Source organism: Arthrobacter methylotrophus, from assembly GCF_039539965.1.
GTDB lineage: Bacteria > Actinomycetota > Actinomycetes > Actinomycetales > Micrococcaceae > Arthrobacter > Arthrobacter methylotrophus.
This window is the reverse complement of sequence record NZ_BAABED010000004.1, coordinates 1-19,885: the sequence shown is the minus strand read 5'-3', so window position 1 is coordinate 19,885 and position 19,885 is coordinate 1. Positions and strand designations below refer to the sequence as shown.

Below are 19,885 nucleotides of genomic sequence, written 5' to 3'. Positions count from 1 at the left end.
ACCTGTCGCTGCGCGTCTTCCGCGAGGCCTCGGCGATCGCGGAAGAACGCGGCGTGATCCTGGCGGACACGAAGTTCGAGTTCGGACGCAACGCATCCACGGGCCAGATCACGAATCGGCGACGAGGTGCTCACGAGCGACTCTTCGCGGTACTGGGACGCGAAGCTGTACGCCGACACGAGTCTTCCCCTGAAGCAGCGCCTGTCGTCGTTCGACAAGCAGATCGTGCGCGACTGCTCTCCGCGAACTGGGACAAGCAGGGCGAGCCGCCCGTCCTTCCCGCCGAGGTCATCGAGCGCACGCAGGCGCGGTACGCGGAGCTCTTCGAGCGCCTCGGAGTCGGCGCCTAGCTGCGTTCCCGCGCGTCGGCGCGCGGCGTTCCGCGCGCCGACGCTTCGAGGCGGTGCTGAGCTAGCTGACGACTCCCCGCCCAGGCCCCAGCCCTGGCGTCCACAGCGGTCTTGTGGTCGTCATTTCGCCGTTTGAGCGACCACAACTACCGCCCTGGATTCCCGCGTCTGCGCTCGCGCGCGGTGGCCCAGGCGTCTCCCCACCATCGTCTCGAGACTGGACTCCGCAGTGCCTTCCTCTCCCGCATCCGCGCCGGTGCCCGCTGTCGTGGCAATTTCGCCCGAGCAGCGGCAGTCGGTGCTGTTCACGCTTCGGTCGCCTCGCCTCCTGAAGGTGGAGGTGCTCGGCGGCCTGGTCGTGGCGCTGGCCCTCATCCCTGAGGCGATCGCGTTCTCGGTGATCGCGGGTGTCGACCCGCGGGTTGGCCTCTTTGCCTCGTTCAACGATGGCGGTCTCGATCGCGATCCTGGGGGGCCGGCCGGCCATGATCTCCGCGGCCACGGGTGCCGTCGCCCTCGTGATCGCGCCGCTCATGGCCTCGCACGGTCTCGACTACCTGATAGCCGCGGTGCTCTTGGCCGGGGTCCTGCAGGTGCTGCTTGCCGTACTCGGGGTGGCGAAGCTCATGCGGTACATCCCGCGCCAGGTGATGGTTGGCTTCGTGAATGCGCTCGCGATCCTCGTGTTCCTCGCGCAGGTGCCTGAGCTGCTCGGGGTGCCGTGGCTCGTGTATCCGCTGACCGGTCTGGCTCTGCTCATCGTGTTCGGGCTTCCCCGACTGACGACGGTCGTGCCGGCGCCGCTCGTGGCGATCGTCGTGCTCACACCTCATCACCGTGCTCGCGTCGATCAGCGTCCCGACGGTGGGCGACAAGGGCGAGCTGCCGAGCACGCTCCCCGGGTTCTTCATCCCGGATGTGCCGCTCACCTTCGAGACGCTGCAGCTCGTGTTCCCGTTTGCGCTCGCCATGGCGTTTGTCGGCCTGCTCGAGTCGCTCATGACGGCGAAGCTCGTCGACGACATCACCGACACGCGCTCCAGCAAGACCCGCGAGGCGTGGGGCCAGGGGGCGGCGAACGTCATCACGGCGTTCTTCGGCGGCATGGGCGGATGCGCGATGATTCGGTCAGACGATGATCAACGTGAAGGCGTCCGGGGCACGCACGCGCATCTCCACGTTCCTCGCCGGAGTCTTCCTGCTGCTCCTCGTCGTACTACTCGGCGACGTCGTCGCGCTCATCCCGATGGCGGCGCTGGTGGCGGTCATGATCTTCGTCTGCTGGGCGACGTTCGACTGGCATTCGATTCGACCGTCGACGCTGCGCGGGATGCCGTTGAGCGAGACGGCGGTCATGCTTGTCACGGTCGTCGCGACGGTCGCCACCCACAACCTCGCGATCGGCGTCGGCGCGGGCGTGCTGTGCGCGGTGCTGCTCTTCGCGCGCCGCGTCGCGCACGTCGTTGAGGTGCGCCGCAGCCTCTCGGACGACGGCGCCGTCGCCTCCTACGCCGTCACGGGGCAGCTGTTCTTCGCCTCGTCCAACGACCTGTACGCGCAGTTCGACTACGCTGCCGACCCGAGCCGAGTGGTCATCGATCTGAGTGCGGCGCACGTCTGGGACGCCTCGACGGTCGCGGCACTCGACGCCGTGATCCAGAAGTACGAGGGTAGGGGCGCATCCGTCGACGTCATCGGTTGAATGCCGAGAGCGAGACCCGGTTGCAGCGGATGCGCGACGTTCTGCCTGGCGGCGGGCACTAGCTCCTGCGCTGGCTGCGACCCGCTCGTTGCGCGATCATAGACGCATGGAGTTCTCGTTTTCGAATCCGCTGTGGCGCTGGGAGAAGCGGCGCGAGCTGTGGACGTTCGTGAGCCTCAGCGAGGACGCGTCCGACAAGATCGCGGCGGCCACCGAGAACTACACGCACGGCTTCGGCTCGGTGCGCGTCGAGGCGACCATCGGCGGCTCCACGTGGCGCACCTCGATCTTCCCGAGCGACGACGCCTACATCCTGCCCATCAAGAAGGCCGTGCGCGATGCCGAGGGGCTCGAACTGGATGCGCCGGTTGTCGGCAAGGTGCGTCTCGTCGACCTCTAGTCCCTACTCACCTGCTCACGCACTGTCCAGCGCATCCGTGAGATCACTGACCTCCTGGAGCTGCAGCACCTCCCCGTCGAGCACAAACGTCGGAGTGCCCTGGGCACCGGCTCGCCTGGCGTCGTCGATATCTGCCTGGATACGCACGCAACGAGCGCGCATCTCAGCACAAAGACGGAGAGGCACCCGCCGCGGGCCCACCCGGCCGTATGGCAGGGCGAGAGCACAGCGGGTGCCCCTCTGCGCGGAGCGGATACGTGCACGAAGCACCGCATCCGCGCCGAAACTCCTAGTGCGCGAGCACAGGCTCTGCCGCGTTCTCCTCCTGGATCTCGCGGCTGAGCGAGAGCCCCTGGTTACGGCGGCGGAAGAGCAGTGCCGACACCACGGCACCGACGGCGAAGAAGCCGGCACCCCACCAGTACGCCGCGGCGTAGCTGGCGATCATCGCGTCCCCGGCCGCCTGCGGCCCGTGCTCGAGGAGGTAGTCGGTCGCTGCGGTCGCTGCGAGCGTGTTGAGCAGTGCGGTGCCCACCGACCCGCCAACCTGCTGGCTCGTGTTGACCATCGCCGACGCGACGCCAGCGAACTCCCGGTCGACACCGAGCGTGGCCGTCTGCATCGACGCTGGCATGATCGTGCCCATCGCGAACCCGATGAGCATGAGCGGCGGCATGACGTGCCCCGCGTACGTGCTCGTCGCATCCAGGAACGTGAGCCAGACCATACCAGAGGCGGCGATCGTCATGCCGATCGGCACGAGCAGCTTCGGTCCGAAGCGCGGCACGAAGATGTTCGTGCCGAGCTGCGCCGCGAGCACCAGCATCGCGATCATCGGCAGGAACGCGAGACCGGTCTGGATCGGCGAGTAGCCGAGCGTGAGCTGCAGGTAGTAGGTGACGAAGAGGAAGATGCCGAACATTCCGGCACCCGCGATCATGACCGACAGGTAGGCGGCGCCGCGGTTGCGGTCGCGCACGATGTGCAGCGGGAGCAGCGGATGCCCGGCGCGGGTCTGCCAGAACACGAACGCCCCGAGGAAGACGACGGCGCCGGCGAGCATGCCCCATGTGAGCGGCGAGTCCCAGCCGTCTGTCTCGGCGTGCGAGAAGCCGTACACGAGGGCGAAGAGGCCCGCGGAGACGAGCAGCGTTCCGGGGATGTCGAGCTTCGGACGAGGGCCGGTGCGCGCGATGGACGGAACAAAGACGAAGGCGCCGACGAGGGCAACGGCCGCGATGGCCACGTTGATGTAGAGGTTCCAACGCCAGTCGAAGGCCTCGGTGAGGACTCCGCCGAGGAGGAGGCCGACCGCTCCGCCGGCGCCGGCGATCGCGCCGAAGACGCCGAAGGCACGGGCGCGTTCCTTCGGGATGGTGAAGGTGGTCGTGAGGACGGCGAGGGCGGTCGGAGCGAGGAGCGCTCCGAAGACGCCCTGAAGGGCGCGGGCGGCGACGAGCAGCTCGAACGAGGGAGCAGCACCGCCGAGTGCGGAAGCGATGGCGAAGCCGATGAGGCCGATGACGAAGGTGCGCTTGCGACCCATGAGGTCGGAGAGGCGACCGCCGAGGAGCAGGAGGCTCCCGAAGGCGAGCGAGTAGGCGGTGACGATCCGCTGGCGCTGACCGTCCGAGAAGCCGAGGTCTGCCTGCGCGGAGGGCAGGGCGATGTTCACGACGGTCGCATCAAGGACGACCATCAGCTGGGCGAGGCCGACGACGACCAGCGTCAACCAGCGGCGACTGTCGGTCGCGGGTGTTGATGATCCAGGCATGCGCATCACCATATACGAGACTGGCTGGTTTCGGATACACTAAGTTCCGTAATGTGCACAGCTAGCCTGTGGAACGACGAGAGGCGGTTTCAATGACGCAGACCAACCTCGCCGCGAGCTCCCCGAAGCACCGGCGACACCACCGCGATGACGGCAGGCGCGGGCCCAGACGCCACCGAACCACAGACCCCCGGGGCGGCAGCGAAGCCGCGGCTTGGGCGCAAGCGCGACCACACGCGCGACAACGACATCCTCGAGGCGGCACTGGACGTGCTCGCCGAGACGGGTTACGACGGAATGACGATCGACATGGTCGCGACCCGGGCGAAGGCGGGCAAGGCCACGCTGTACGCCGCTGGGCATCGAAGTCGGACCTCGTGCTGGATGCGGTCGCGTGCATGAAGTCGAAGGACCTCGACCTCCAGACCCTGCCAGACACTGGCACCCTGCGCGGCGACCTCGTCGCCATGGTGCGCCCGCCGAACATCCGGGATGCGGAGCGCAAGCTCAACGTCATGACGGGGGTCATCTCGATGATCGCTCGTGACCCCGAGATGGCCGCCGCAGCGCAGGAGGCGATCGTCGCGCCCCGCGCCGCGGCGAACCGGGTCCTCTTCCAGCGAGCGATCGAGCGCGGCGAGATCGCGGCTGACGTCGACCTCGACACCCTCAGCATGATCGCGCCCGCGATGGCCGCGTTCCGCACGCTCATCCTGCGCAAGTCACCCGACCGCGAGTTCCTCGTGGGCATCATCGACAACGTCGTACTGCCCGCCGCCCGCCGCAACACTCCCGCACCCTGACGCCCCTGAACACCCAAGCCGCCCTCTCACCTTCACCCATCCGAGCCCGAAAGGACAGCCAGAAGCGCCGTTTTCGTCGAAAGAGCCTGCATCTCACTCACTCTCGCGGATGCACGCAGGCGCAGGCGCAGATGCGCAGGCGCGCGAAAGGGGAGGGCCGATGGCTTTCCTCGCGAGAAAACTAGGGACCCTCCCCCAAGCGTCGCCACGCTGATTGAGCAGCAGGCGAGGTGAGCTCAGCGCACTCCGGGTGTCGCGACACGGTGCGGCCGAACTCAGCTCGGGAAGCGGCTGGAACCGCGGATGCGCCTAGGCGGCTGGCACGAGGATGTCGCGCACGAGAGCGTCGAGCTGCGCATCAGCGTCGAGGAACTGGCGGAGCGTGTTGCGCGCCGCACCGAAGTTCTCGAACTCCTCGGGAGTCATGCCTTCGACCTCGTAGGCCCGGCGGAACTCGCTGAGCGTCTCGAGCTCGTCGAGAATGGCGGCGTCGACGGGCACGTGGATGCGCTCGGAGACGGCGATGTTGTTCTCGTTGATGCGCGCCTGCCAGTCGAAGGGCGGGGAGACGACGATGTCGCCGCCCACGAGCTCTGACCACTGGAGCTGGTTGCGGAACGCAGCCGAGAGGACGCGGCTGCGGTAGCCGCGCTCCTGGAAGACGGAGTGCGCGTGCTTGAGGGCGGCGACGCCGGCCCACTCGAGGATGCCCGGGGTGACGAGGATGCGGTTCGCGGTCGTCCACTTCTTGAGCCAGTCGTCGAGGCGCCCGCCCATGATGGTGACGACGTGCCCGAACTCCTGCTCGGGGAGGCCATCCGCGGCGCGGCGGTCGAGGGCACGCTCGAGCGCGGCACCGACGGCGACAGCCTGGGGCACAGTGAAGCTGAGGGTCGCGTTGATGCTGACACCGCGGTAGGCGGCCTCTTCCATGGCCTCGATGCCCGTCTTCGTGGCGGGGATCTTGACGATGATGTTCTTCGCGAGCTTCGAGAACTCCTCGGCCTGGTCGGCGAGGGCCGCAGCGTCGCGGTGCAGGCGGGGGTCGGTCTGGATGGAGAGGCGACCGTTGCGGCCTCCGCTTCGCTCGAACTCCGGCTCGAGGAGGCGAGCCGCGTCGACAGAGAGGTCGCGAACAGCCTGCCAGCCGATCTCCGACTCACCCCAGGTGGGTTCTGCGCTGCGATCTCCTGGATGCGCGGACCCCAGACGTCTGGGCGCTTCTTGATGGCGGCGAAGGCAATGACGGGGTTGCAGGTCGCGCCGACCGCGCCGAACTCGATCGACTTCTTGAGCTCCTCGGGGTCTGCAGAGTCATTCCAGAGCGCGGTCTTGGTGTTCTGGGCTGCCCACGCGAGCGGCGCGAGCTGAGTGGCTGGAGCGCCATCGTCGTTGGAAGGCACTGTTTCGAGCAGGGTCATGCTGTTCTCCTCATCGGTGGCTGATGGCCGGGTTCGCCGGTTCCGCGGCAGCCAGGCGCCCCGAGGTTCGAGGCGTCAGACTTCGCGGGCCATCACCGACTCGGAGGCTCTCCCTCGAGCCCGTGCCGACCGTTGCCCACCTGCCGCATATGTCCTGACATTATCACAACAGGTTTTAGTGTCACTAGTGGGCAAGGGGAAACCGAGGTCACTGGTGGGGCTGGATGCTCACCTCGCGCCTGGACCTACATCCACTTGTTGCGCTTGAACATCCAGTAGAGGCCCCCGGCGAACGCGACCATCCCGCCGACCGCCATCGGATAACCGAAAGCCCAGTGCAGCTCAGGCATGTTGTCGAAGTTCATGCCGTAGACCGCGGCGATAAGCGTCGGCGCGAAGAGGATCGCCGCCCACCCGGAGATCTTCTTCATGTCCTCGTTCTGCCTTTGGGCCACGAGCGTCGCGTTGACGCTCAGGATCTGGTTGAGGGCGTCCCGCAACTCCCTACCTGTCGGTCGACGACCAGCAGGTGGTCGGCGACGTCCTGAAGGTAGCTCTGCAGCGAATCGGGGACGTCGTAGCGCGCGTGGCCGCGACGCAGCGCGTCCACGATCTCCGAGAGCGAAGAGGTGGCGTGCCTGAGCTCGATGACCTCCTGGCTGAGGCGGTAAATGCGCTCCGCGACCGCCGCGTCTCCGGAGAAGACCTGCCGCTCGATCTGCTCCTTGTCGACGCCGAGGCCGGTCAGCACGGGGCGGAAGCCGTCGACGATCGAGTCGATGAGCCGGTAGACGATCGCCTCGGGCCAAGGTCGAGGAGCTCCTCGGTGAGCAGCCCGCGGTCTCCACCGATCTCGGCGCCGTCACCCTCCTCCGCGAACGCGGCCGCGCCAGAGCCGTCGATCCAGCGCTTGTCCTGAAAGAGCACCGCCACCGCGTCGGCCCGCACCAGCACGTGGAACTCCGCGAACTCGACGTCCTCGATGTCGTCGATGTACCTTGCCGACCGAACGACGAGGAACAGCACATCGCCGTAGCGCTCGAGCTTCGGCCGCTGGTTCGCGTGCTGGAGGTCCTCGACGAGCAGCGGATGCAGCTGCCACGCCTCGGCAAGCTCGGCGATATCACCAGGGGTCGGAGTCGCGTACACGAAGAGCGCGAGGCGGCCGGCGGCACTGCGCGCGTAGTCGAGCGCCTCGGCGATGCTCACGCCCTGCGGTGCCCGTTTGAGCTTGCGGCCTGCGCATACCGGGTGAGCCGCGTCGAACCTGCCTCCGCCTGTGCGGGGTTGTGTTTGCTCCGCCGGAGGAAGGAGCCGCGCCGCGACTCCTGCCCTGCCTGATTCGACTGTGGCATGTGCGCTCGATTCCGAGTTGCGTGAGGTGAGGAAGAAGTGTCGGGCCGGTCTACTCGCCGCCGGCTCGGGTGCCGTGCTGCTCACCGGGTGGGTCATTATGCGAACGTCTCAGCCACAGCACACCTGCGACAGACGCGACAAGCAGCAGCGCGCTGAGCATCCCGAGCACCCAGAGGACGTCCCACAGGTAGCGGTCCCACCAGGAAGGGTCGAAGTCGACGATCGCGAGCCACGTGTTCTGGAACGCCTCCGCGGCGTTCCTTCCGCGCGCGTTGTTCTCACCAGACACCCACAGCGCGCGGGGCGAGGAAGACGAGCATGAGCATGCCCGCGAAGGTCAGCCGCTCAAGCCGAGCCCTGGCGAGGCTCCCCCTCGGCGCCGGCTCGGCGTTGATCGACGCGGCCCGCGCGGGATCACGCCAGGACATGACCGGAAGGACGACGAACACGAGGCCGACAAGCGCCCCGCCGAGCACAGCCGCGACGCCAGCAACCAGGTGAGGAAAGCGTTGAGCAGCAGTTCGGCGACCGGCGAGTCCGTCTCGTTGAGTTCAGGACGATGCCGCCCGTGAACGTCAGCACGAGCAGGAGCAGCGAACCGAGCAGCCAAGCGACTGTGAAGAGCACCGGCCCGACCACCATCGTGCGCACCATGAAGCGCACGAGCAGCGGACGTTCTTGGGTATCGGGTACACCGAGGAGCTCGACGATCAGCCAGATGCCGAGGAGCGCCGGAGCCGCCATGCCCACGTACGACCACGCCGAGGCGTCATAGGGGAACTGCGTGATGTCGGCGATCGTGTACAGCGTCCAGACACCGACCAGCACCGCGACGGCGATGCCCGCCGAGCTGAGCTCAACGAGCATCCCCTTCTCCGGATGCCCCGGGTCAGCTGCGCCCACATCAGACGTCGATGTTCGAACTTTTGGCGCCGGGTGCGGTGCCGACTGCCGCGTCTTCGTCGCCGAGGTCTTTGCGCCACGGCAGCCTCGTCCGCATGTCGTCAGGAACAGCCTCGTCTTCCTGCAGCTGCTCGAGCGGCTCGTACCAGGCGCGGATGAGCGCCCAGCTGACGGCCGCGACGGGCACCGCGAGGAGCGTGCCGATGATGCCGCCCAGAATCGTGCCGACGGTCAAGGCGATGAGCACAACGAGTTCGTGCAGCTTGAGCGACTTGCCGAGCACAACCGGCTGGAGGAAGTTGCCCTCGAGCTGGTTGAACGAGCACCACGATTCCGACGACCACGATGGCCGGGACGAGCCCGTTCGTGACGAGGGCGACGAGCGCAGCAAGGATGCCGGCCAGCGTGGCACCCACGATGGGGATGAACGCGAGGATGAACACGAGCACGGCGAGCGGGAACGCGAGGGGAACCCCGACGATCGCGAGGCCGATGCCGATGAACACCGCATCCACCAGGGCGACGATGACTGTGCCGCGGACGTAGCCGCCCATGACCTCGACGGCACGTGAGCCCATGAGCCTCGCGCGGCGCTTGTTCGCACCCTTGAGCGGCTTCGTGAGGAAGCCCCAGATGAGCGGCCCGTCCTTCATGAAGAAGAACAGTATGACCACGAAGAGCACGCCGCTCGTGATGAACGTCGTCACCCCGGAGATGCCAGCGGTGAGCCGCTCGCCGCAGCGTTTCCGAACTGGCTCGTGAAGATGAAGTCCTGCGCCTGACCAATCCACTCGTTGATCTGGTCCTGGTTGATCGCGATGGGGAACGTCGCATTGACCCACTCGATCGCCTGGTTGAAGCCCTGCACCGCCTGGTCGGAGAGCTCGCCCACTGGTTGCGAACCAGCAGCACAACCGTCGTGAGGGCGCCGCCCAGGAAGACGATGATGGCGAGCAGCACTGTCACGGTCGCGAGAGCGGGCGGCCACTTCTTCGAGGTGAGGAATCTGATGATGGGCCAGGCCGCTGCCGAGACGATGAGCGCCAGCAGCACGGGGATGACGACGATCGTGACCTGCAGCCCGGCGAAGATCAGCAGGGCTGCGGCGGCAACGATGACCAGGCCCTGCAGCGCGCGCGTCGCTACCCGACCCAGCTGGTCGGTCCACATGACGCCGACACTCGTTGGGCGCCGCCCCCGGCCCTCGCCGTCGTCTGGCGCGTACGCCTGCACGGCGTTGCCGCCCACCATCACCTCGTCGCGCGCGGGGGCGTCGAGGTGCTCGACAGGTGCAGCGGCCTGGGCCGCAAGCTGCGCAGCGACCGATGCGGCGGACGGTGCCGGCAGACCGGCCTGGCGTTCCTGTACGGAACGGTCCTGTTTGCCGCCACCGAAGAGGCGCTTGAGCTTGTCGCGCATGGATGCTCCCGAAATGTCAGCGAGGCGGCCGGCGGGGGTGCCCACGGCCGCGAATATGGGTCAAGGCTATGCGTGTGCACCGACATTCTGAGCGAGCCTCGCGCGACGGCGGCTGACGGTAAGCTGGGGGCCGTCTCTTTCCTCCACCGATCGGAGCCGCTCCCGATGCCAAGATCGTCGTCATCGTCATGCCAAAGCAGGAACTCCTCGACCCGCAGGGCAAGGCCGTCGCCGGAGCCCTCTCGCGCCTCGGCAAGGACCACCTGCACGACGTGCGCGTTGGCAAGCGCTTCGAGATCACGACCGACCGCGAGGTCACGGCCGAGCTCATGGAGGAGATCTCGCAGGTCGCCGACGAGCTCCTCGCCAACGGGGTCATCGAAGATGTCATCTCCATCGATGTCCTGCCTGATGGCACCGAGTCAGCTGAAGACGCCGACGAGGTCGACGACGTGCCTGCCGCCGACACTGAGGCCTCCCTCGCGTCCGTCACCGCGTCCGAGGTCCAGTCGAACGGCTCCACCAAGTGAGCCCCCGCGTCGGCGTCATCACCTTCCCCGGTTCGCTCGACGACCGTGACGCGCAGCGCGCAGTCCGCCTCGCAGGCGGCGAGGCCGTCGCCCTCTGGCACGGCGAGCACGACCTGCACGGCGTCGACGCCATCATCCTTCCCGGCGGCTTCAGCTACGGCGACTACCTCCGTGCTGGCGCGATCGCGAGCCACTCGCCGATTATGGCCGAGGTCATCACGGCCGCCAACGCGGCCTGCCCGTGCTCGGAATCTGCAATGGCTTCCAGATGCTGACCGAGGCGCACCTCCTGCCCGGTGGGCTCATCCGCAATGACCACGGCAAGTTCGTGTGCCGCGACCAGGTGCTCCGCGTCGAGAACAACGACACCGTGTGGACCAACGCGTACGAGAAGAACGCCGAGATCACCATCCCGCTGAAGAACGGCGAGGGTGGGTTCATCGCCGACGACGAGACGCTCGCGCGCATCGAAGGCGAGGGCCAGGTCGCGTTCCGCTACGTCGACGTCAACCCGAACGGCTCGCGCAACAACATCGCTGGCCTCACCAACGAGCGCGGCAACGTGGTCGGCCTCATGCCGCACCCCGAGCACGCGGTCGAGCTCGGCTTCGGGCCGGACACGGCGACCCACATGGCCTCCGGCCTCGACGGGCTCCCGATCTTCCGCAGCGCCGTCGAGGCGCTCCTCGCACGCGTCTAGACGTTGCCTGAAGCGAAGAGGGCGAGCGCGCCGATGACGCAGGCCGAGGCGACAACCCCCGGGACCACCGCACACGGCAGGCACCTCACCCCGCGCATCTGCTGCGCGCCGTCTCGATCGGCGAGGCCATCACGTGGGCTCTTCTGCTCACCGGCATGTTCCTCAAGTACGTGACGCAGACCACCGACCTGCTCGTGTCAGTCGGCGGTTCGCTGCACGGCGCGATGTTCATGGTCTACCTGGTCGTGACGGCGTTCGTCGGCATCAACCAGCGCTGGCCGTGGTGGATGTTCGGGCTCGGCTGGTTCGCGGCGATCCCGCCGTTCGCGACCCTACTCTACGACTGGTGGGCCGAGCGCCGCGGCGCACTCGAGGGCGGCTGGCGCGACGCGCCCGCGAAGGGCTTCTCGTTACAGCGCATCGTGCGGTGGTTCGTCGACCGTCCCATCACGATGAGCGCGGCCGTCATCGTGCTCGCCGTCGTCATCCTCACGGGCTCCCTGAGCGGGGCGCTGGTCGGGCCGACCGGCGCCCACTAGGGCCGCCAACACACCCCAGACGAACGAAGAGGGCGGATGCACGCGCATCCGCCCTCTTCGTCTGTCCCAGGTCAGCGACCCGGCGGCCTAGCGGCCGAAGAAGATCTTCGCCTGGTCCCAGCGGTCCTGCGGGACGGTCTTGAGGCCGTCGAGCGCCTCCTCGAAGGCGACCGTCTGCATCTCAGTGCCGCGAAGCGCAACCATGTTGCCCCACTGCTTCGCGTTGACCATGTCGACGGCGTACTGGCCGAAGCGGGTCGCGAGCACGCGGTCGAACCCGGTCGGCGCACCACCACGCTGGATGTGGCCGAGCGTCGTGTTGCGGGTCTCAATGCCCGTGAGCTTCTCGAGCTCAGCGGTCACGTAGTCGCCGACACCGCCGAGCAGCGGACGCCCGGAAACCTCGGTGCCCTGTGAGAGCACATCGTCCATACCCTCGGGGATGAAGCCCTCGGCGACGACGACCAGCGGCGAGCGGCCACGCTGGTGCACCTCCTTGACCCATTCGGCGACCTGCGTCATCGCGACCTTCTGCTCGGGGATGAGCACGGCGTGCGCGCCGGCCGCCATGCCAGAGTGCAGGGCGATCCAGCCGACGTGGCGACCCATGACCTCGGCCACCATCACGCGGTGGTGCGACTCGCCGGTCGTGCGGAGACGATCCATGGCGTCGGTCGCGATCTGCACGGCCGTGTCGAACCCGAACGTGTAGTCGGTTGCCTGGAGGTCGTTGTCGATGGTCTTCGGCACGCCGATGACCGGGATGCCCGCGTCAGCCAGGCGCTTCGCGCCGGCGAGCGTGCCCTCGCCGCCGATCGCGATGAGAGCATCCACCGAATGGCGCTCCATCATGACGGAGATGTTTGTCCGGTCCACCGTTGGGGCCGTCGAACGGGTTCGTGCGCGAGGTGCCGAGGATCGTGCCGCCCTGCTTCGCGAGGCCGCGCACCTTCGTGCGGGGGAGGTCCATGACATCGCCCTCAATGACGCCCCGCCAGCCGTCGCGGAAGCCCACGAACTCGTTGTCGTAGGTCTTGATGCCGTGGAGCACGCTGCCGCGAATGACAGCGTTGAGTCCGGGGCAGTCGCCGCCGCTGGTCAGCAGTCCGATCTTCATGCGTTCGTTCTCCTCTGGGTGTGGCAATACACGCAAACAGCCATCACGGTCGAGTAGCCCACCCACTGCGGAACGAATTCAGTGCAGAAGCGGATTCCTGCGTTGGAAGACGGCTCGACTGCGACAGTACCGGGTCCGGGTGTCTCGCGCGATTTCTGCCGATTTCCCAGCCCCGCCGCGAGCTACGCCGAGGCCTTGCCGACCATGCGCAGCGCGAGGAAGATCGCGCCAACCATGAGCACGGCGCCGACCGCCGACGTGACGGTGCTACCAGCATCAAAGGCGTGGAACGCCGAGTCGAGGAGCGTCTGCGCCTGCGCCGTCATGCCGCCCGCCTCGAGCTCGTTCGAGACGTTCACGGCGCCAGCGAGGGTCTCGCGTGCCGCGTGCGCCTGCTCAGCTGTCGCGCCCTCCGGCACAACCATGCCGGACCGGTAGCTCGCGGTGAGCACCCCGCCGAGCACGCTTGTCCCGAGCACCGCACCAACCTCGTACGCCGTCTCCGAGACCGCGGATGCGGCACCGGCCTTGGCGGGCGGCACACTCGCGATGATGACGTCGTTCGAGAGCGTCTCGGCGATCGCGATGCCGGCCGCGAGCAGCGTGAACGCCGCCACGAGCATCCAGAGCGGCGCGGAGCCGCCCGTGATGGCGAGCGACAGGTAGGCGAGGAAGGCGAGCCCGAGCCCGAACGCCATCGCGATGTGCACCTTCACGTGGCGCACAACCCGCACGATGAGGAGGCCGGCAACGATCATCATGACCGTTCCTGGCAGCAGCATGAGGCCAGCCTGGAGTGGCGTGAGGCCGAGGATGAGCTGCAGGTGCTGCGACAGGAAGAAGAGCAGTCCGACGAGCGCGACGACGCTCACGAGGTTCACGAGCACCGAGCCGGTGAAGGCGGGCACCGCGAAGAGTCGCATGTCGAGGATCGGGTTCTCCTGCTTCAGGAGTCGCCGCACGAACAGCCAGCCGGAGAGCAGGCCAACCAGGAGCGCGCCGACCGAGATGAAGTCGAGGCCGTCGGTCGCCGTGTGCTTGATGGCGAAGACGATGGAGCAAGCGCCGCCATCGAGAGCAGGATCGCGGGCACGTCGATGGGGCCGGGGTTCGGGTCGCGCGACTCGGTGACGAGCAGGGGCGCGAAGATCAGGAGCGGCAGCAGGAACGGCACCGCGATGAGGAACACGGAGCCCCAGTGGAAGTGCTCGAGGAGCACGCCGCCGACGATCGGCCCGATGGCCGTGCCCGCTGAGAAGCCGGTCGCCCAGATGGCGATGGCGAGGCGGCGCTGCGCGCGGTCGTGGAACATGCCGCGCAGCAGCGAGAGCGTGCAGGGCATGATCATGGCGCCGAAGACACCGAGCAGCAGTCGCGAGAGCAGGAGCATCTCGGCCGAGACGGAGAACGCGGCCAGCACCGAGACGAGCGCGAAGCCGTCGATCCGATGAGCAGCAGCTTCCGGCGGCCGATGCGGTCGCCGAACGAGCCCATCGTGACGAGCAGTCCGGCCAGAACCAGCGGGTAGATGTCGATGATCCAGAGCTGCATCGCCGCACTCGGCTCGAGGTCGAGCGCGATGTAGGGAAGGGCGAAGCTCAGGACCGTGTTGTCGATCGACACGAGGAGGACGGGAGCATCAGCACCGCGAGGCCGAGCCATTCCTTCCGGCCTGCGCGCTGTTCGATCAGTGTGGTCATGAAAGAGGACTATACCGACCAGCCGGTACAGTTGGCAACTGTAGGATGGCGGCCATGAGCTCCGCCAGAGAGAAGATCCTCGACGCCTACGAGGAGTCACTGACAACAGTGGGCGTCGCCGCGACCACCCTCGACGCCGTCGCCCGCATCGCCGGCGTCTCCAAGGGCGGGCTCATCTACCACTTCCCGTCGAAGGAGGCGTTGGCGGATGCGCTCATCGCGCGCTTCGCGGGCATGGCTCGGGCCAGCGCAGATCAGCTGCAGGGCGACGCTGCGACCACGGTCCGCCACTTCATCGAGATGAGCAGCTCCGTCGGCGACGAGCTCGACACCGCCTGGCTCGCCGTCATGAATCTCTCCCGCAACGGCAACCAGAGCGCAACCCGGGCCATCCTCGAACTCGAGCGTTCGTGGCACGACGCGATCCTCGAGTCGACCGGCAGCCCCCTCGTAGCCCACATGACGAAGCTCGTCGGCGACGGCCTCTACCACTCGACGTCGTTCGTCACCGAGTCACGCGAGAGCCTCCCCGAGGCAGCCAAGCTCCTGCCGAGCGAGAAGAACGCGAGGCGATCATCCGCACCCTCCTCGACCTGCTCGAGGACTAGCGCGCTTCACCTGACCAACTTGCGGACGAAACACCTCAGACCGACCCCGGGCACGAATGTCAAGCTGTGTGGAGTCACTTGCGTCATGCTGCGACGGGTTCGTTGGGGAGGTTGATGCCGACTCGGCTGGCTGGTGATGGGGTCTTCGGGCGGGCTCGGAAGCGCGCGGGATGAGCGTCGTGGTAGACCTGAAGTGCGGTATCGCGGGCCGTCCAGATCTGCCGCCAGGAGCCGTCGTGGACCTGCGCGGGCGTGAATAACGCGATCGCGGAATGCCGATGCTCCGTGTTGTACCAGATCACGTAGTCCTGGATGTAGGCGCGGGCCGCGTCGAGGTCGGTGAACACTTTCGGGTAGCCGGGCCGGTACTTCATGGTCCGGAATCCGGCCTCGGAGAACGGGTTGTCGTTCGACGTGTACGGGCGGTTATGCGACATGCCCACGCCATGCGCGGCCAGGGCATCGCGCAACAGAGTCGAGCGCATCGCTGCCCCGGAATCCGCGTGCACGAATTGGGGCGCGCCATGCGCTCGAATCGCGTCCTCGAACATGTCCCTCGCGAGGGAATCTACTTCCCGGTCCTCGACACGGAACCCCACGATGCGGCGGGAGTAGATATCGATGACCTTGTACGCCTTGAACGTCTTGCCCCGCCAGGGCGAGTAGAGGTCGGTGATGTCCCACGACCACACCTGCCCGGACCCGAGGCGCTCGCTCGTGAGATCGCCACGGCGATCGAGGGCGTCAGCACTCCCTTCGATGCCATCCTCCTCGCCCAGTACTCACTTGCCCCCGCCGCTCCCCTGCTGAGCGAGCAGCTCGACGTCCCGCTCTTCTCCACCCCCGGCAGCGCGGCCGATCTCCTGGCCGCACGCCTCAACGCGGCGGGACAACGCTCGTGATCGGCGCGATCGCCGACGACTTCACTGGCGGCACCGACGTGGCCGTCGCGCTCCGGCAGGGCGGGCTGCGCACGCTCATCTATTTCGGCGCACCAGACCGGTCGAATCGCTGCCCGAGCACGACGCCATCGTCATCGCGCTCAAGACACGCACCGTGGCCCCGGCTGACGCGGTCGCCCAGTCGCTCGCCGCAGCCGAGTGGGCTGCTCGCGCACGGTGCGACGCAGCTCTTCTTCAAGTACTGCTCGACCTTCGACTCCAAACCGGAAGGCAACATCGGGCCGGTTGCGGATGCGCTGGCCGCACTTGTCGGATCCCGGGTCATCGTCGCGGTTCCGAGCGCGCCTGAGCACCTGAGGACGCAGTACATGGGGCATCTGTTCGTCGACCGGCAGCGTCTCGACGAGTCGCCGCTTCGCCATCACCCCTCACGCCCATGACCGACTCGTCCGTGCCAAGGCTGCTGCAGGCGCAGACCACCGCTCGCGTCGAACTCCTGGACCTGCGAGCCGTGCGCAGCGGGAGCATCCACCTCCGCCAGCGCCTCGACGCGCTGGTGGACGCGGATTCGCGAGGTGCTACGGAGACACGAAGCTACGCAGTTGTCGATGCCCTGACAGAGGACGACCTGGTCCAGATCGGCCGGGCCTGCCTGGGCGACCCGCTCCTGACCGGCGCTGCTGGCCTCGCCAGAGGGCTCGCGACCGCCGTCACCGAGACGCGAGCCGCGTCGCTCGCCGCGTTCGAGCTGGGCGACGACCTCCTGCCAGCACCAGGGTCAGCCGCGGTGCTCGCCTGCAGCTGCTCGGCGCGCACGTTGCAGCAGATCGCCGTGCTGCAGTCGCACGGCCACCCCTCGTTCCAGCTCGATGCCCGGCGCACACAGGACCCCCTCGCACTCGCCGGGGACGCGCTGCGATGGTTCGACGAGCTGGACACCGTCAAGGAGCCGCTGTTCTTCTCCTCGCTGCCACCGGCTGAGCTGCGCGCTGTGCAGCTCGAAACTCGGGACAGACACAGCGTCCGGCATCCTCGAAACCGCTATGGGGCTCATCGCAGTCGGGTTGCGCGCCAGAGGCACGGCGCGGGTCATCGTCGCCGGCGGCGAGACCTCGGGGCCGTCGTGACTGCGCTCGGCATTCAGGGCGCCATTATCGGCGCCGAGATCGCACGGGTGTGCCCTGGATCCACACGGTCGACGAGGCCCGATCTCGCTCCTCCTGAAGTCGGCAACTTCGGCGAGGTCAGATTCCTCGCCGAAGCTCTCGAGGAGACCGTGGTGGTTTGATGAGCCCCACCGGCGAGCAGCGTTCCCGGGAGGAGCTCGCCAACGCGGCACGTTCCCTGTTCTCGCGGGGCCTCACCCACGGAAGCACGGGCAACGTCAGCGTGCGCTCTGGTGAGCAGATCCTCGTTACCCCCACGGGGGTCAGCCTCGGGCGGGTCGAGCCAGACGCGCTCTCCGTTATCGATGCTGCCGGCCGTCACATCGACGGGCCAGCGCCGACCAAGGAGGCGTTCTTGCACGCCGCCGTACTGCGGGCAAGACCGGACGCGAACGCCGTCGTACACACGCACTCCACCTACTCGGCGGCGGTCTCCGACCTCGAGGCGCGCTACCCCGCCGTGGCCGTCACGCGCTGAAGCCGGACTCGGCCCTGCACGTCCACTTCTGGACTCGGTGAGCACCGCCGGCCAACTCGCGTGACGATACGAACGTGTGGCAGCCATTGCACGCCGGTGGGGCGCATCCATCACGGAAGTTGGACGGCGCCTACCGGGTCAAGGACGCGGCTCTGCCAGCCGACCTCAAGGCCGCGCTCGACGCGAACCCGGCTGCGCTCGCCTACTTCGAGGCGATGAAGAAGCAGGAGCGCTTCCAGGTCATCTTCCGCATCACGAACATCAAGACTCCCGCGATCCGCGCCGCGCGCATCCAGGACGTCGTCGAGAAGCCGCCCGCGGCGAGAGCCACTACAAGTAGGCACCTCGCGCGGCGCCAACCCCACGAGAAAAGCTGGCCAGATGCATCCCCCTGAGATCAGGAGAGGTGCATCTGTCCAACTCTTGTGCCCGTCGGGGCGGCCGGGGGCCGCCAAGCAGGTGCGGGTCAGCGCAGTACGCGCTCCGAGATGAACGCGCGCAGAGCCTGCTCGTCGTCGTCGAGCTCGACGACCCGCTGCGGGGCGTCGAGGAGGGCCTGCGTCTCCGCGTCGACCTCCACCTGAGCGCCGAGCGCCTCGGAGATCGTGTCGGCGAACTTCTGCGGCTTCGCGGTCTCGAGCACGAGCATGGGCACGCCGTCCTCGAGGTGCTCGCGCGCGACCTTCACGCCGTCGGCGGTGTGCGGGTCGATCGTGACACCGGATGCGTCGTGCACGCTGCGGATCGTCGCGAGGGCGGTCCGCGTGGGTGCTCGTGCCGCTGACGATGCCGAAGAGCGGCTCGAACGTGTGCTGTGCCTCCGACAGGTCGATCTCGCCCGTCTCGGCGAGCTCGCTCCACGCGGCAGCGGTGCGACCGCCGTCGCGGCCGAGCAGCTCGAACACGAAGCGCTCGAGGTTCGACGCGCGCGACACATCCATCGACGGGCTCGACGTGGCGAGCGTGTTCTCAGCGTTGCGCGGGCGGTAGAAGCCCGTGCGGAAGAACTCGTCGAGGACGTTGTTCTCGTTGACCGCGAGGACAAGCTTGCGCACGGGCAGGCCCATGAACTTCGCGTACAGGCCGAGAGGATGTTGCCGAAGTTGCCGGACGGGACGCGAACGACACCTCGAAGAGCCGTCGCGCGCATCCGCCGACAGTTCGTCGGTCGCACGCAGCCACGCCCACACGTAGTAGGCGATCTGGGCCGAGATGCGGCCGAAGTTGATGGAGTTGACGGCGCCGATGTTGTTGGCGCGCTTGAAGTCGATGTCCCTCCGCGAGGCGCTTCACGAGGTTCTGGCAGTCGTCGAAGACTCCCTTGACCGCTATGTTGTGCACGTTCTCGTCCTGCAGCGAGTACATCTGCGCGCGCTGGAAAGCGCTCATGCGGCCCTGCGGCGAGAGCATGAAGACGGAGACGCGCTCGCGACCGCGCAGCGCATGCTCGGCGGCCGAGCCGGTGTCGCCGGACGTCGCGCCGAGCACGTTGAGGACGCGGTCGCGCTTGCCGAGCACGTAGTCGAGCGTCTGCCCGAGGTACTGCATGGCCATGTCCTTGAACGCGAGGGTCGGCCCCTCGGACAGGCCGACGAGCGTGAGCTGCGCATCCAGTTTCTGGAGCGGCACGACGTCCTCGGAAACGAAACGACCCTCGCCGTACGCGTGCGCCGTGAGCTGCTCCAGGTCTTCGCGCGGGATGTCGGTCGCGAAGAGTCCAAGCACCGCCGTCGCGAGACCTGCGTAGTCGAGCGAGCGCCAGCTCTCGAGGTCCTCGTTCGTGAAGCGAGGTAGCAGCTCCGGCACGGCGAGCCCGCCGTTCGGCGCGAGGCCCTCGAGAAGAACGTCGGAGTAAGAACCGAGCGTGCCGCCACGGGTAGAGATGTATTGCAAGTTCGCTCGCCTCAGTCGTCATGTTTCACCGGGAATGTGCGCACCCATCGTATCGGGGCGGCTCAGTCGCGCGAGGTGCCCTTGACTTCCGGCGTCTGCTCCGGCGTCGGCTCTGGGGCCTGGA

26 protein-coding genes and 8 pseudogenes are annotated in these 19,885 nt (G+C 67.6%); 17 read left to right on the top strand and 17 right to left on the bottom strand.

Annotated elements, in window-relative coordinates; all coding sequences use genetic code 11:
- The 3 genes and pseudogenes from ABD884_RS25740 to ABD884_RS25730 form a co-directional block, all read left to right on the top strand.
- A pseudogene (locus ABD884_RS25740) lies at positions 1-350 on the top strand (phosphoribosylaminoimidazolesuccinocarboxamide synthase); the annotation flags it as partial.
- A 256-nt stretch (positions 351-606) separates the two neighbouring features.
- Positions 607-2,114: pseudogene (locus tag ABD884_RS25735) on the top strand (SulP family inorganic anion transporter).
- A gap of 44 nt (positions 2,115-2,158) precedes the next feature.
- Positions 2,159-2,452, top strand: a complete 294-nt coding sequence (locus ABD884_RS25730) for a DUF1905 domain-containing protein (RefSeq protein ID WP_183626672.1) — start codon at positions 2,159-2,161, stop codon at positions 2,450-2,452.
- A 15-nt stretch (positions 2,453-2,467) separates the two neighbouring features.
- Here the strand turns inward: ABD884_RS25730 and ABD884_RS25725 are convergent, their stop codons facing one another.
- Both ABD884_RS25725 and ABD884_RS25720 read right to left on the bottom strand, forming a co-directional pair.
- Entirely contained in the window at positions 2,468-2,599 is a 132-nt protein-coding gene (locus ABD884_RS25725) for a DsbA family protein (protein WP_244964362.1), read from the bottom strand.
- A gap of 142 nt (positions 2,600-2,741) precedes the next feature.
- The gene (locus tag ABD884_RS25720) at positions 2,742-4,184 is read right to left on the bottom strand and encodes an MFS transporter (protein WP_345057778.1); all 1,443 of its coding nucleotides are present in this window, start codon (positions 4,182-4,184) and stop codon (positions 2,742-2,744) included.
- Positions 4,185-4,373: 189 nt separating this feature from the next.
- Here ABD884_RS25720 and ABD884_RS25715 point away from each other — a divergent pair, with 189 nt between their 5' ends.
- Positions 4,374-4,628 (top strand): helix-turn-helix domain-containing protein, encoded by a 255-nt coding sequence (locus tag ABD884_RS25715; protein ID WP_345057775.1) that lies wholly within the window; start codon positions 4,374-4,376, stop codon positions 4,626-4,628.
- Positions 4,625-5,029, top strand: coding sequence for a TetR-like C-terminal domain-containing protein (locus tag ABD884_RS25710; RefSeq protein ID WP_345057772.1), 405 nt, complete (start codon positions 4,625-4,627; stop codon positions 5,027-5,029). Before ABD884_RS25715 ends, ABD884_RS25710 begins: the two co-directional genes overlap by 4 nt.
- Before the next feature lie 309 nt (positions 5,030-5,338).
- Here the strand turns inward: ABD884_RS25710 and ABD884_RS25705 are convergent, their stop codons facing one another.
- Positions 5,339-6,181, bottom strand: coding sequence for a transaldolase family protein (locus tag ABD884_RS25705; RefSeq protein ID WP_345057805.1), 843 nt, complete (start codon positions 6,179-6,181; stop codon positions 5,339-5,341).
- Positions 6,182-6,223: 42 nt separating this feature from the next.
- Between ABD884_RS25705 and ABD884_RS25700 the strand changes: the two genes are divergently transcribed.
- A complete protein-coding gene (locus ABD884_RS25700; protein WP_345057768.1) occupies positions 6,224-6,400 on the top strand; it encodes a hypothetical protein in 177 nt (58 codons plus the stop codon).
- A 295-nt stretch (positions 6,401-6,695) separates the two neighbouring features.
- Here ABD884_RS25700 and ABD884_RS25695 read toward each other — a convergent pair whose 3' ends face one another.
- The 9 genes and pseudogenes from ABD884_RS25695 to ABD884_RS25655 all read right to left on the bottom strand — a co-directional run bounded on the left by ABD884_RS25695 (position 6,696) and on the right by ABD884_RS25655 (position 9,697).
- Positions 6,696-6,950 (bottom strand): CorA family divalent cation transporter, encoded by a 255-nt coding sequence (locus ABD884_RS25695; protein WP_345057765.1) that lies wholly within the window; start codon positions 6,948-6,950, stop codon positions 6,696-6,698.
- Positions 6,923-7,222 (bottom strand): magnesium transporter CorA family protein, encoded by a 300-nt coding sequence (locus tag ABD884_RS25690; RefSeq protein WP_345057803.1) that lies wholly within the window; start codon positions 7,220-7,222, stop codon positions 6,923-6,925. Before ABD884_RS25690 ends, ABD884_RS25695 begins: the two co-directional genes overlap by 28 nt.
- Positions 7,195-7,890 (bottom strand): CorA family divalent cation transporter, encoded by a 696-nt coding sequence (locus tag ABD884_RS25685; protein ID WP_345057760.1) that lies wholly within the window; start codon positions 7,888-7,890, stop codon positions 7,195-7,197. The genes ABD884_RS25690 and ABD884_RS25685 overlap by 28 nt, the downstream gene beginning before the upstream one ends.
- Complete coding sequence (locus ABD884_RS25680) at positions 7,856-8,095, bottom strand: hypothetical protein (protein WP_345057756.1); 240 nt, start codon at positions 8,093-8,095, stop codon at positions 7,856-7,858. The genes ABD884_RS25685 and ABD884_RS25680 overlap by 35 nt, the downstream gene beginning before the upstream one ends.
- A complete protein-coding gene (locus ABD884_RS25675; RefSeq protein ID WP_345057753.1) occupies positions 8,085-8,234 on the bottom strand; it encodes a hypothetical protein in 150 nt (49 codons plus the stop codon). The genes ABD884_RS25680 and ABD884_RS25675 overlap by 11 nt, the downstream gene beginning before the upstream one ends.
- Positions 8,221-8,673: a hypothetical protein gene (locus ABD884_RS25670; RefSeq protein ID WP_345057750.1), complete on the bottom strand. Its 453-nt coding sequence runs from the start codon at positions 8,671-8,673 to the stop codon at positions 8,221-8,223. The genes ABD884_RS25675 and ABD884_RS25670 overlap by 14 nt, the downstream gene beginning before the upstream one ends.
- Positions 8,674-8,710: 37 nt before the next feature.
- Positions 8,711-8,992 carry an AI-2E family transporter gene (locus tag ABD884_RS25665; protein ID WP_345057745.1) on the bottom strand — a complete coding sequence of 94 codons (282 nt, stop codon included), beginning with the start codon at positions 8,990-8,992 and terminating at the stop codon, positions 8,711-8,713.
- Between the two features lie 100 nt (positions 8,993-9,092).
- A pseudogene (locus ABD884_RS25660) lies at positions 9,093-9,383 on the bottom strand (AI-2E family transporter); the annotation flags it as partial.
- A gap of 29 nt (positions 9,384-9,412) precedes the next feature.
- The gene (locus ABD884_RS25655) at positions 9,413-9,697 is read right to left on the bottom strand and encodes a hypothetical protein (RefSeq protein ID WP_345057741.1); all 285 of its coding nucleotides are present in this window, start codon (positions 9,695-9,697) and stop codon (positions 9,413-9,415) included.
- 21 nt (positions 9,698-9,718) lie between these two features.
- On the opposite strand from ABD884_RS25655, the gene ABD884_RS25650 reads away from it, so the two are divergent.
- The 4 genes and pseudogenes from ABD884_RS25650 to ABD884_RS25635 all read left to right on the top strand — a co-directional run bounded on the left by ABD884_RS25650 (position 9,719) and on the right by ABD884_RS25635 (position 11,897).
- Positions 9,719-10,219, top strand: a complete 501-nt coding sequence (locus ABD884_RS25650) for a hypothetical protein (protein WP_345057738.1) — start codon at positions 9,719-9,721, stop codon at positions 10,217-10,219.
- Positions 10,220-10,277: 58 nt separating this feature from the next.
- The gene (purS, locus tag ABD884_RS25645) at positions 10,278-10,658 is read left to right on the top strand and encodes a phosphoribosylformylglycinamidine synthase subunit PurS (protein WP_345057800.1); all 381 of its coding nucleotides are present in this window, start codon (positions 10,278-10,280) and stop codon (positions 10,656-10,658) included.
- Positions 10,655-11,358: pseudogene (gene purQ / locus ABD884_RS25640) on the top strand (phosphoribosylformylglycinamidine synthase subunit PurQ). The gene purS and the pseudogene purQ overlap by 4 nt, the downstream one beginning before the upstream one ends.
- Before the next feature lie 98 nt (positions 11,359-11,456).
- On the top strand, positions 11,457-11,897 hold the full coding sequence (locus tag ABD884_RS25635) for a DUF3817 domain-containing protein (RefSeq protein WP_345057797.1): 441 nt from the start codon (positions 11,457-11,459) through the stop codon (positions 11,895-11,897).
- A gap of 87 nt (positions 11,898-11,984) precedes the next feature.
- Here the strand turns inward: ABD884_RS25635 and ABD884_RS25630 are convergent.
- Both ABD884_RS25630 and ABD884_RS25625 read right to left on the bottom strand, forming a co-directional pair.
- Positions 11,985-13,014 (bottom strand): annotated as a pseudogene (locus tag ABD884_RS25630) (ATP-dependent 6-phosphofructokinase).
- 182 nt (positions 13,015-13,196) lie between these two features.
- Positions 13,197-14,714 (bottom strand): annotated as a pseudogene (locus tag ABD884_RS25625) (MFS transporter).
- 54 nt (positions 14,715-14,768) lie between these two features.
- Here ABD884_RS25625 and ABD884_RS25620 point away from each other — a divergent pair.
- A complete protein-coding gene (locus ABD884_RS25620) occupies positions 14,769-15,437 on the top strand; it encodes a TetR/AcrR family transcriptional regulator (protein ID WP_345057735.1) in 669 nt (222 codons plus the stop codon).
- On the opposite strand, the gene ABD884_RS25615 is transcribed toward ABD884_RS25620, so the two are convergent.
- A complete protein-coding gene (locus ABD884_RS25615; RefSeq protein WP_183625380.1) occupies positions 15,406-16,014 on the bottom strand; it encodes a DDE-type integrase/transposase/recombinase in 609 nt (202 codons plus the stop codon). The genes ABD884_RS25620 and ABD884_RS25615 overlap by 32 nt on opposite strands.
- A 206-nt stretch (positions 16,015-16,220) precedes the next feature.
- Between ABD884_RS25615 and ABD884_RS25610 the strand changes: the two are divergent.
- From ABD884_RS25610 to ABD884_RS25595, 4 genes and pseudogenes are all read left to right on the top strand, one after another.
- A pseudogene (locus tag ABD884_RS25610) lies at positions 16,221-16,864 on the top strand (four-carbon acid sugar kinase family protein); the annotation flags it as partial.
- A 147-nt stretch (positions 16,865-17,011) separates the two neighbouring features.
- Positions 17,012-17,512, top strand: a complete 501-nt coding sequence (locus ABD884_RS26290; RefSeq protein WP_425548314.1) for a nucleotide-binding domain containing protein — start codon at positions 17,012-17,014, stop codon at positions 17,510-17,512.
- Entirely contained in the window at positions 17,512-17,868 is a 357-nt protein-coding gene (locus tag ABD884_RS25600; protein ID WP_183625374.1) for a class II aldolase/adducin family protein, read from the top strand. The genes ABD884_RS26290 and ABD884_RS25600 overlap by 1 nt, the downstream gene beginning before the upstream one ends.
- A 74-nt stretch (positions 17,869-17,942) precedes the next feature.
- The gene (locus ABD884_RS25595; RefSeq protein WP_345057722.1) at positions 17,943-18,263 is read left to right on the top strand and encodes a YdeI/OmpD-associated family protein; all 321 of its coding nucleotides are present in this window, start codon (positions 17,943-17,945) and stop codon (positions 18,261-18,263) included.
- A 71-nt stretch (positions 18,264-18,334) separates the two neighbouring features.
- On the opposite strand, the gene ABD884_RS25590 is transcribed toward ABD884_RS25595, so the two are convergent.
- Positions 18,335-18,604, bottom strand: coding sequence for a hypothetical protein (locus ABD884_RS25590; RefSeq protein WP_345057719.1), 270 nt, complete (start codon positions 18,602-18,604; stop codon positions 18,335-18,337).
- 28 nt (positions 18,605-18,632) lie between these two features.
- Here ABD884_RS25590 and ABD884_RS25585 point away from each other — a divergent pair, with 28 nt between their 5' ends.
- Together ABD884_RS25585 and ABD884_RS25580 are read left to right on the top strand one after the other, a co-directional pair.
- Positions 18,633-19,193 (top strand): hypothetical protein, encoded by a 561-nt coding sequence (locus ABD884_RS25585; protein WP_345057812.1) that lies wholly within the window; start codon positions 18,633-18,635, stop codon positions 19,191-19,193.
- The gene (locus tag ABD884_RS25580) at positions 19,114-19,662 is read left to right on the top strand and encodes a hypothetical protein (protein WP_345057808.1); all 549 of its coding nucleotides are present in this window, start codon (positions 19,114-19,116) and stop codon (positions 19,660-19,662) included. Before ABD884_RS25585 ends, ABD884_RS25580 begins: the two co-directional genes overlap by 80 nt.
- On the opposite strand, the pseudogene ABD884_RS25575 reads toward ABD884_RS25580, so the two are convergent.
- Positions 19,588-19,761, bottom strand: a pseudogene (locus tag ABD884_RS25575) (threonine synthase); the annotation flags it as partial. The gene ABD884_RS25580 and the pseudogene ABD884_RS25575 sit on opposite strands and share 75 nt — an antisense overlap.
- Positions 19,762-19,885 lie beyond the last annotated feature (124 nt).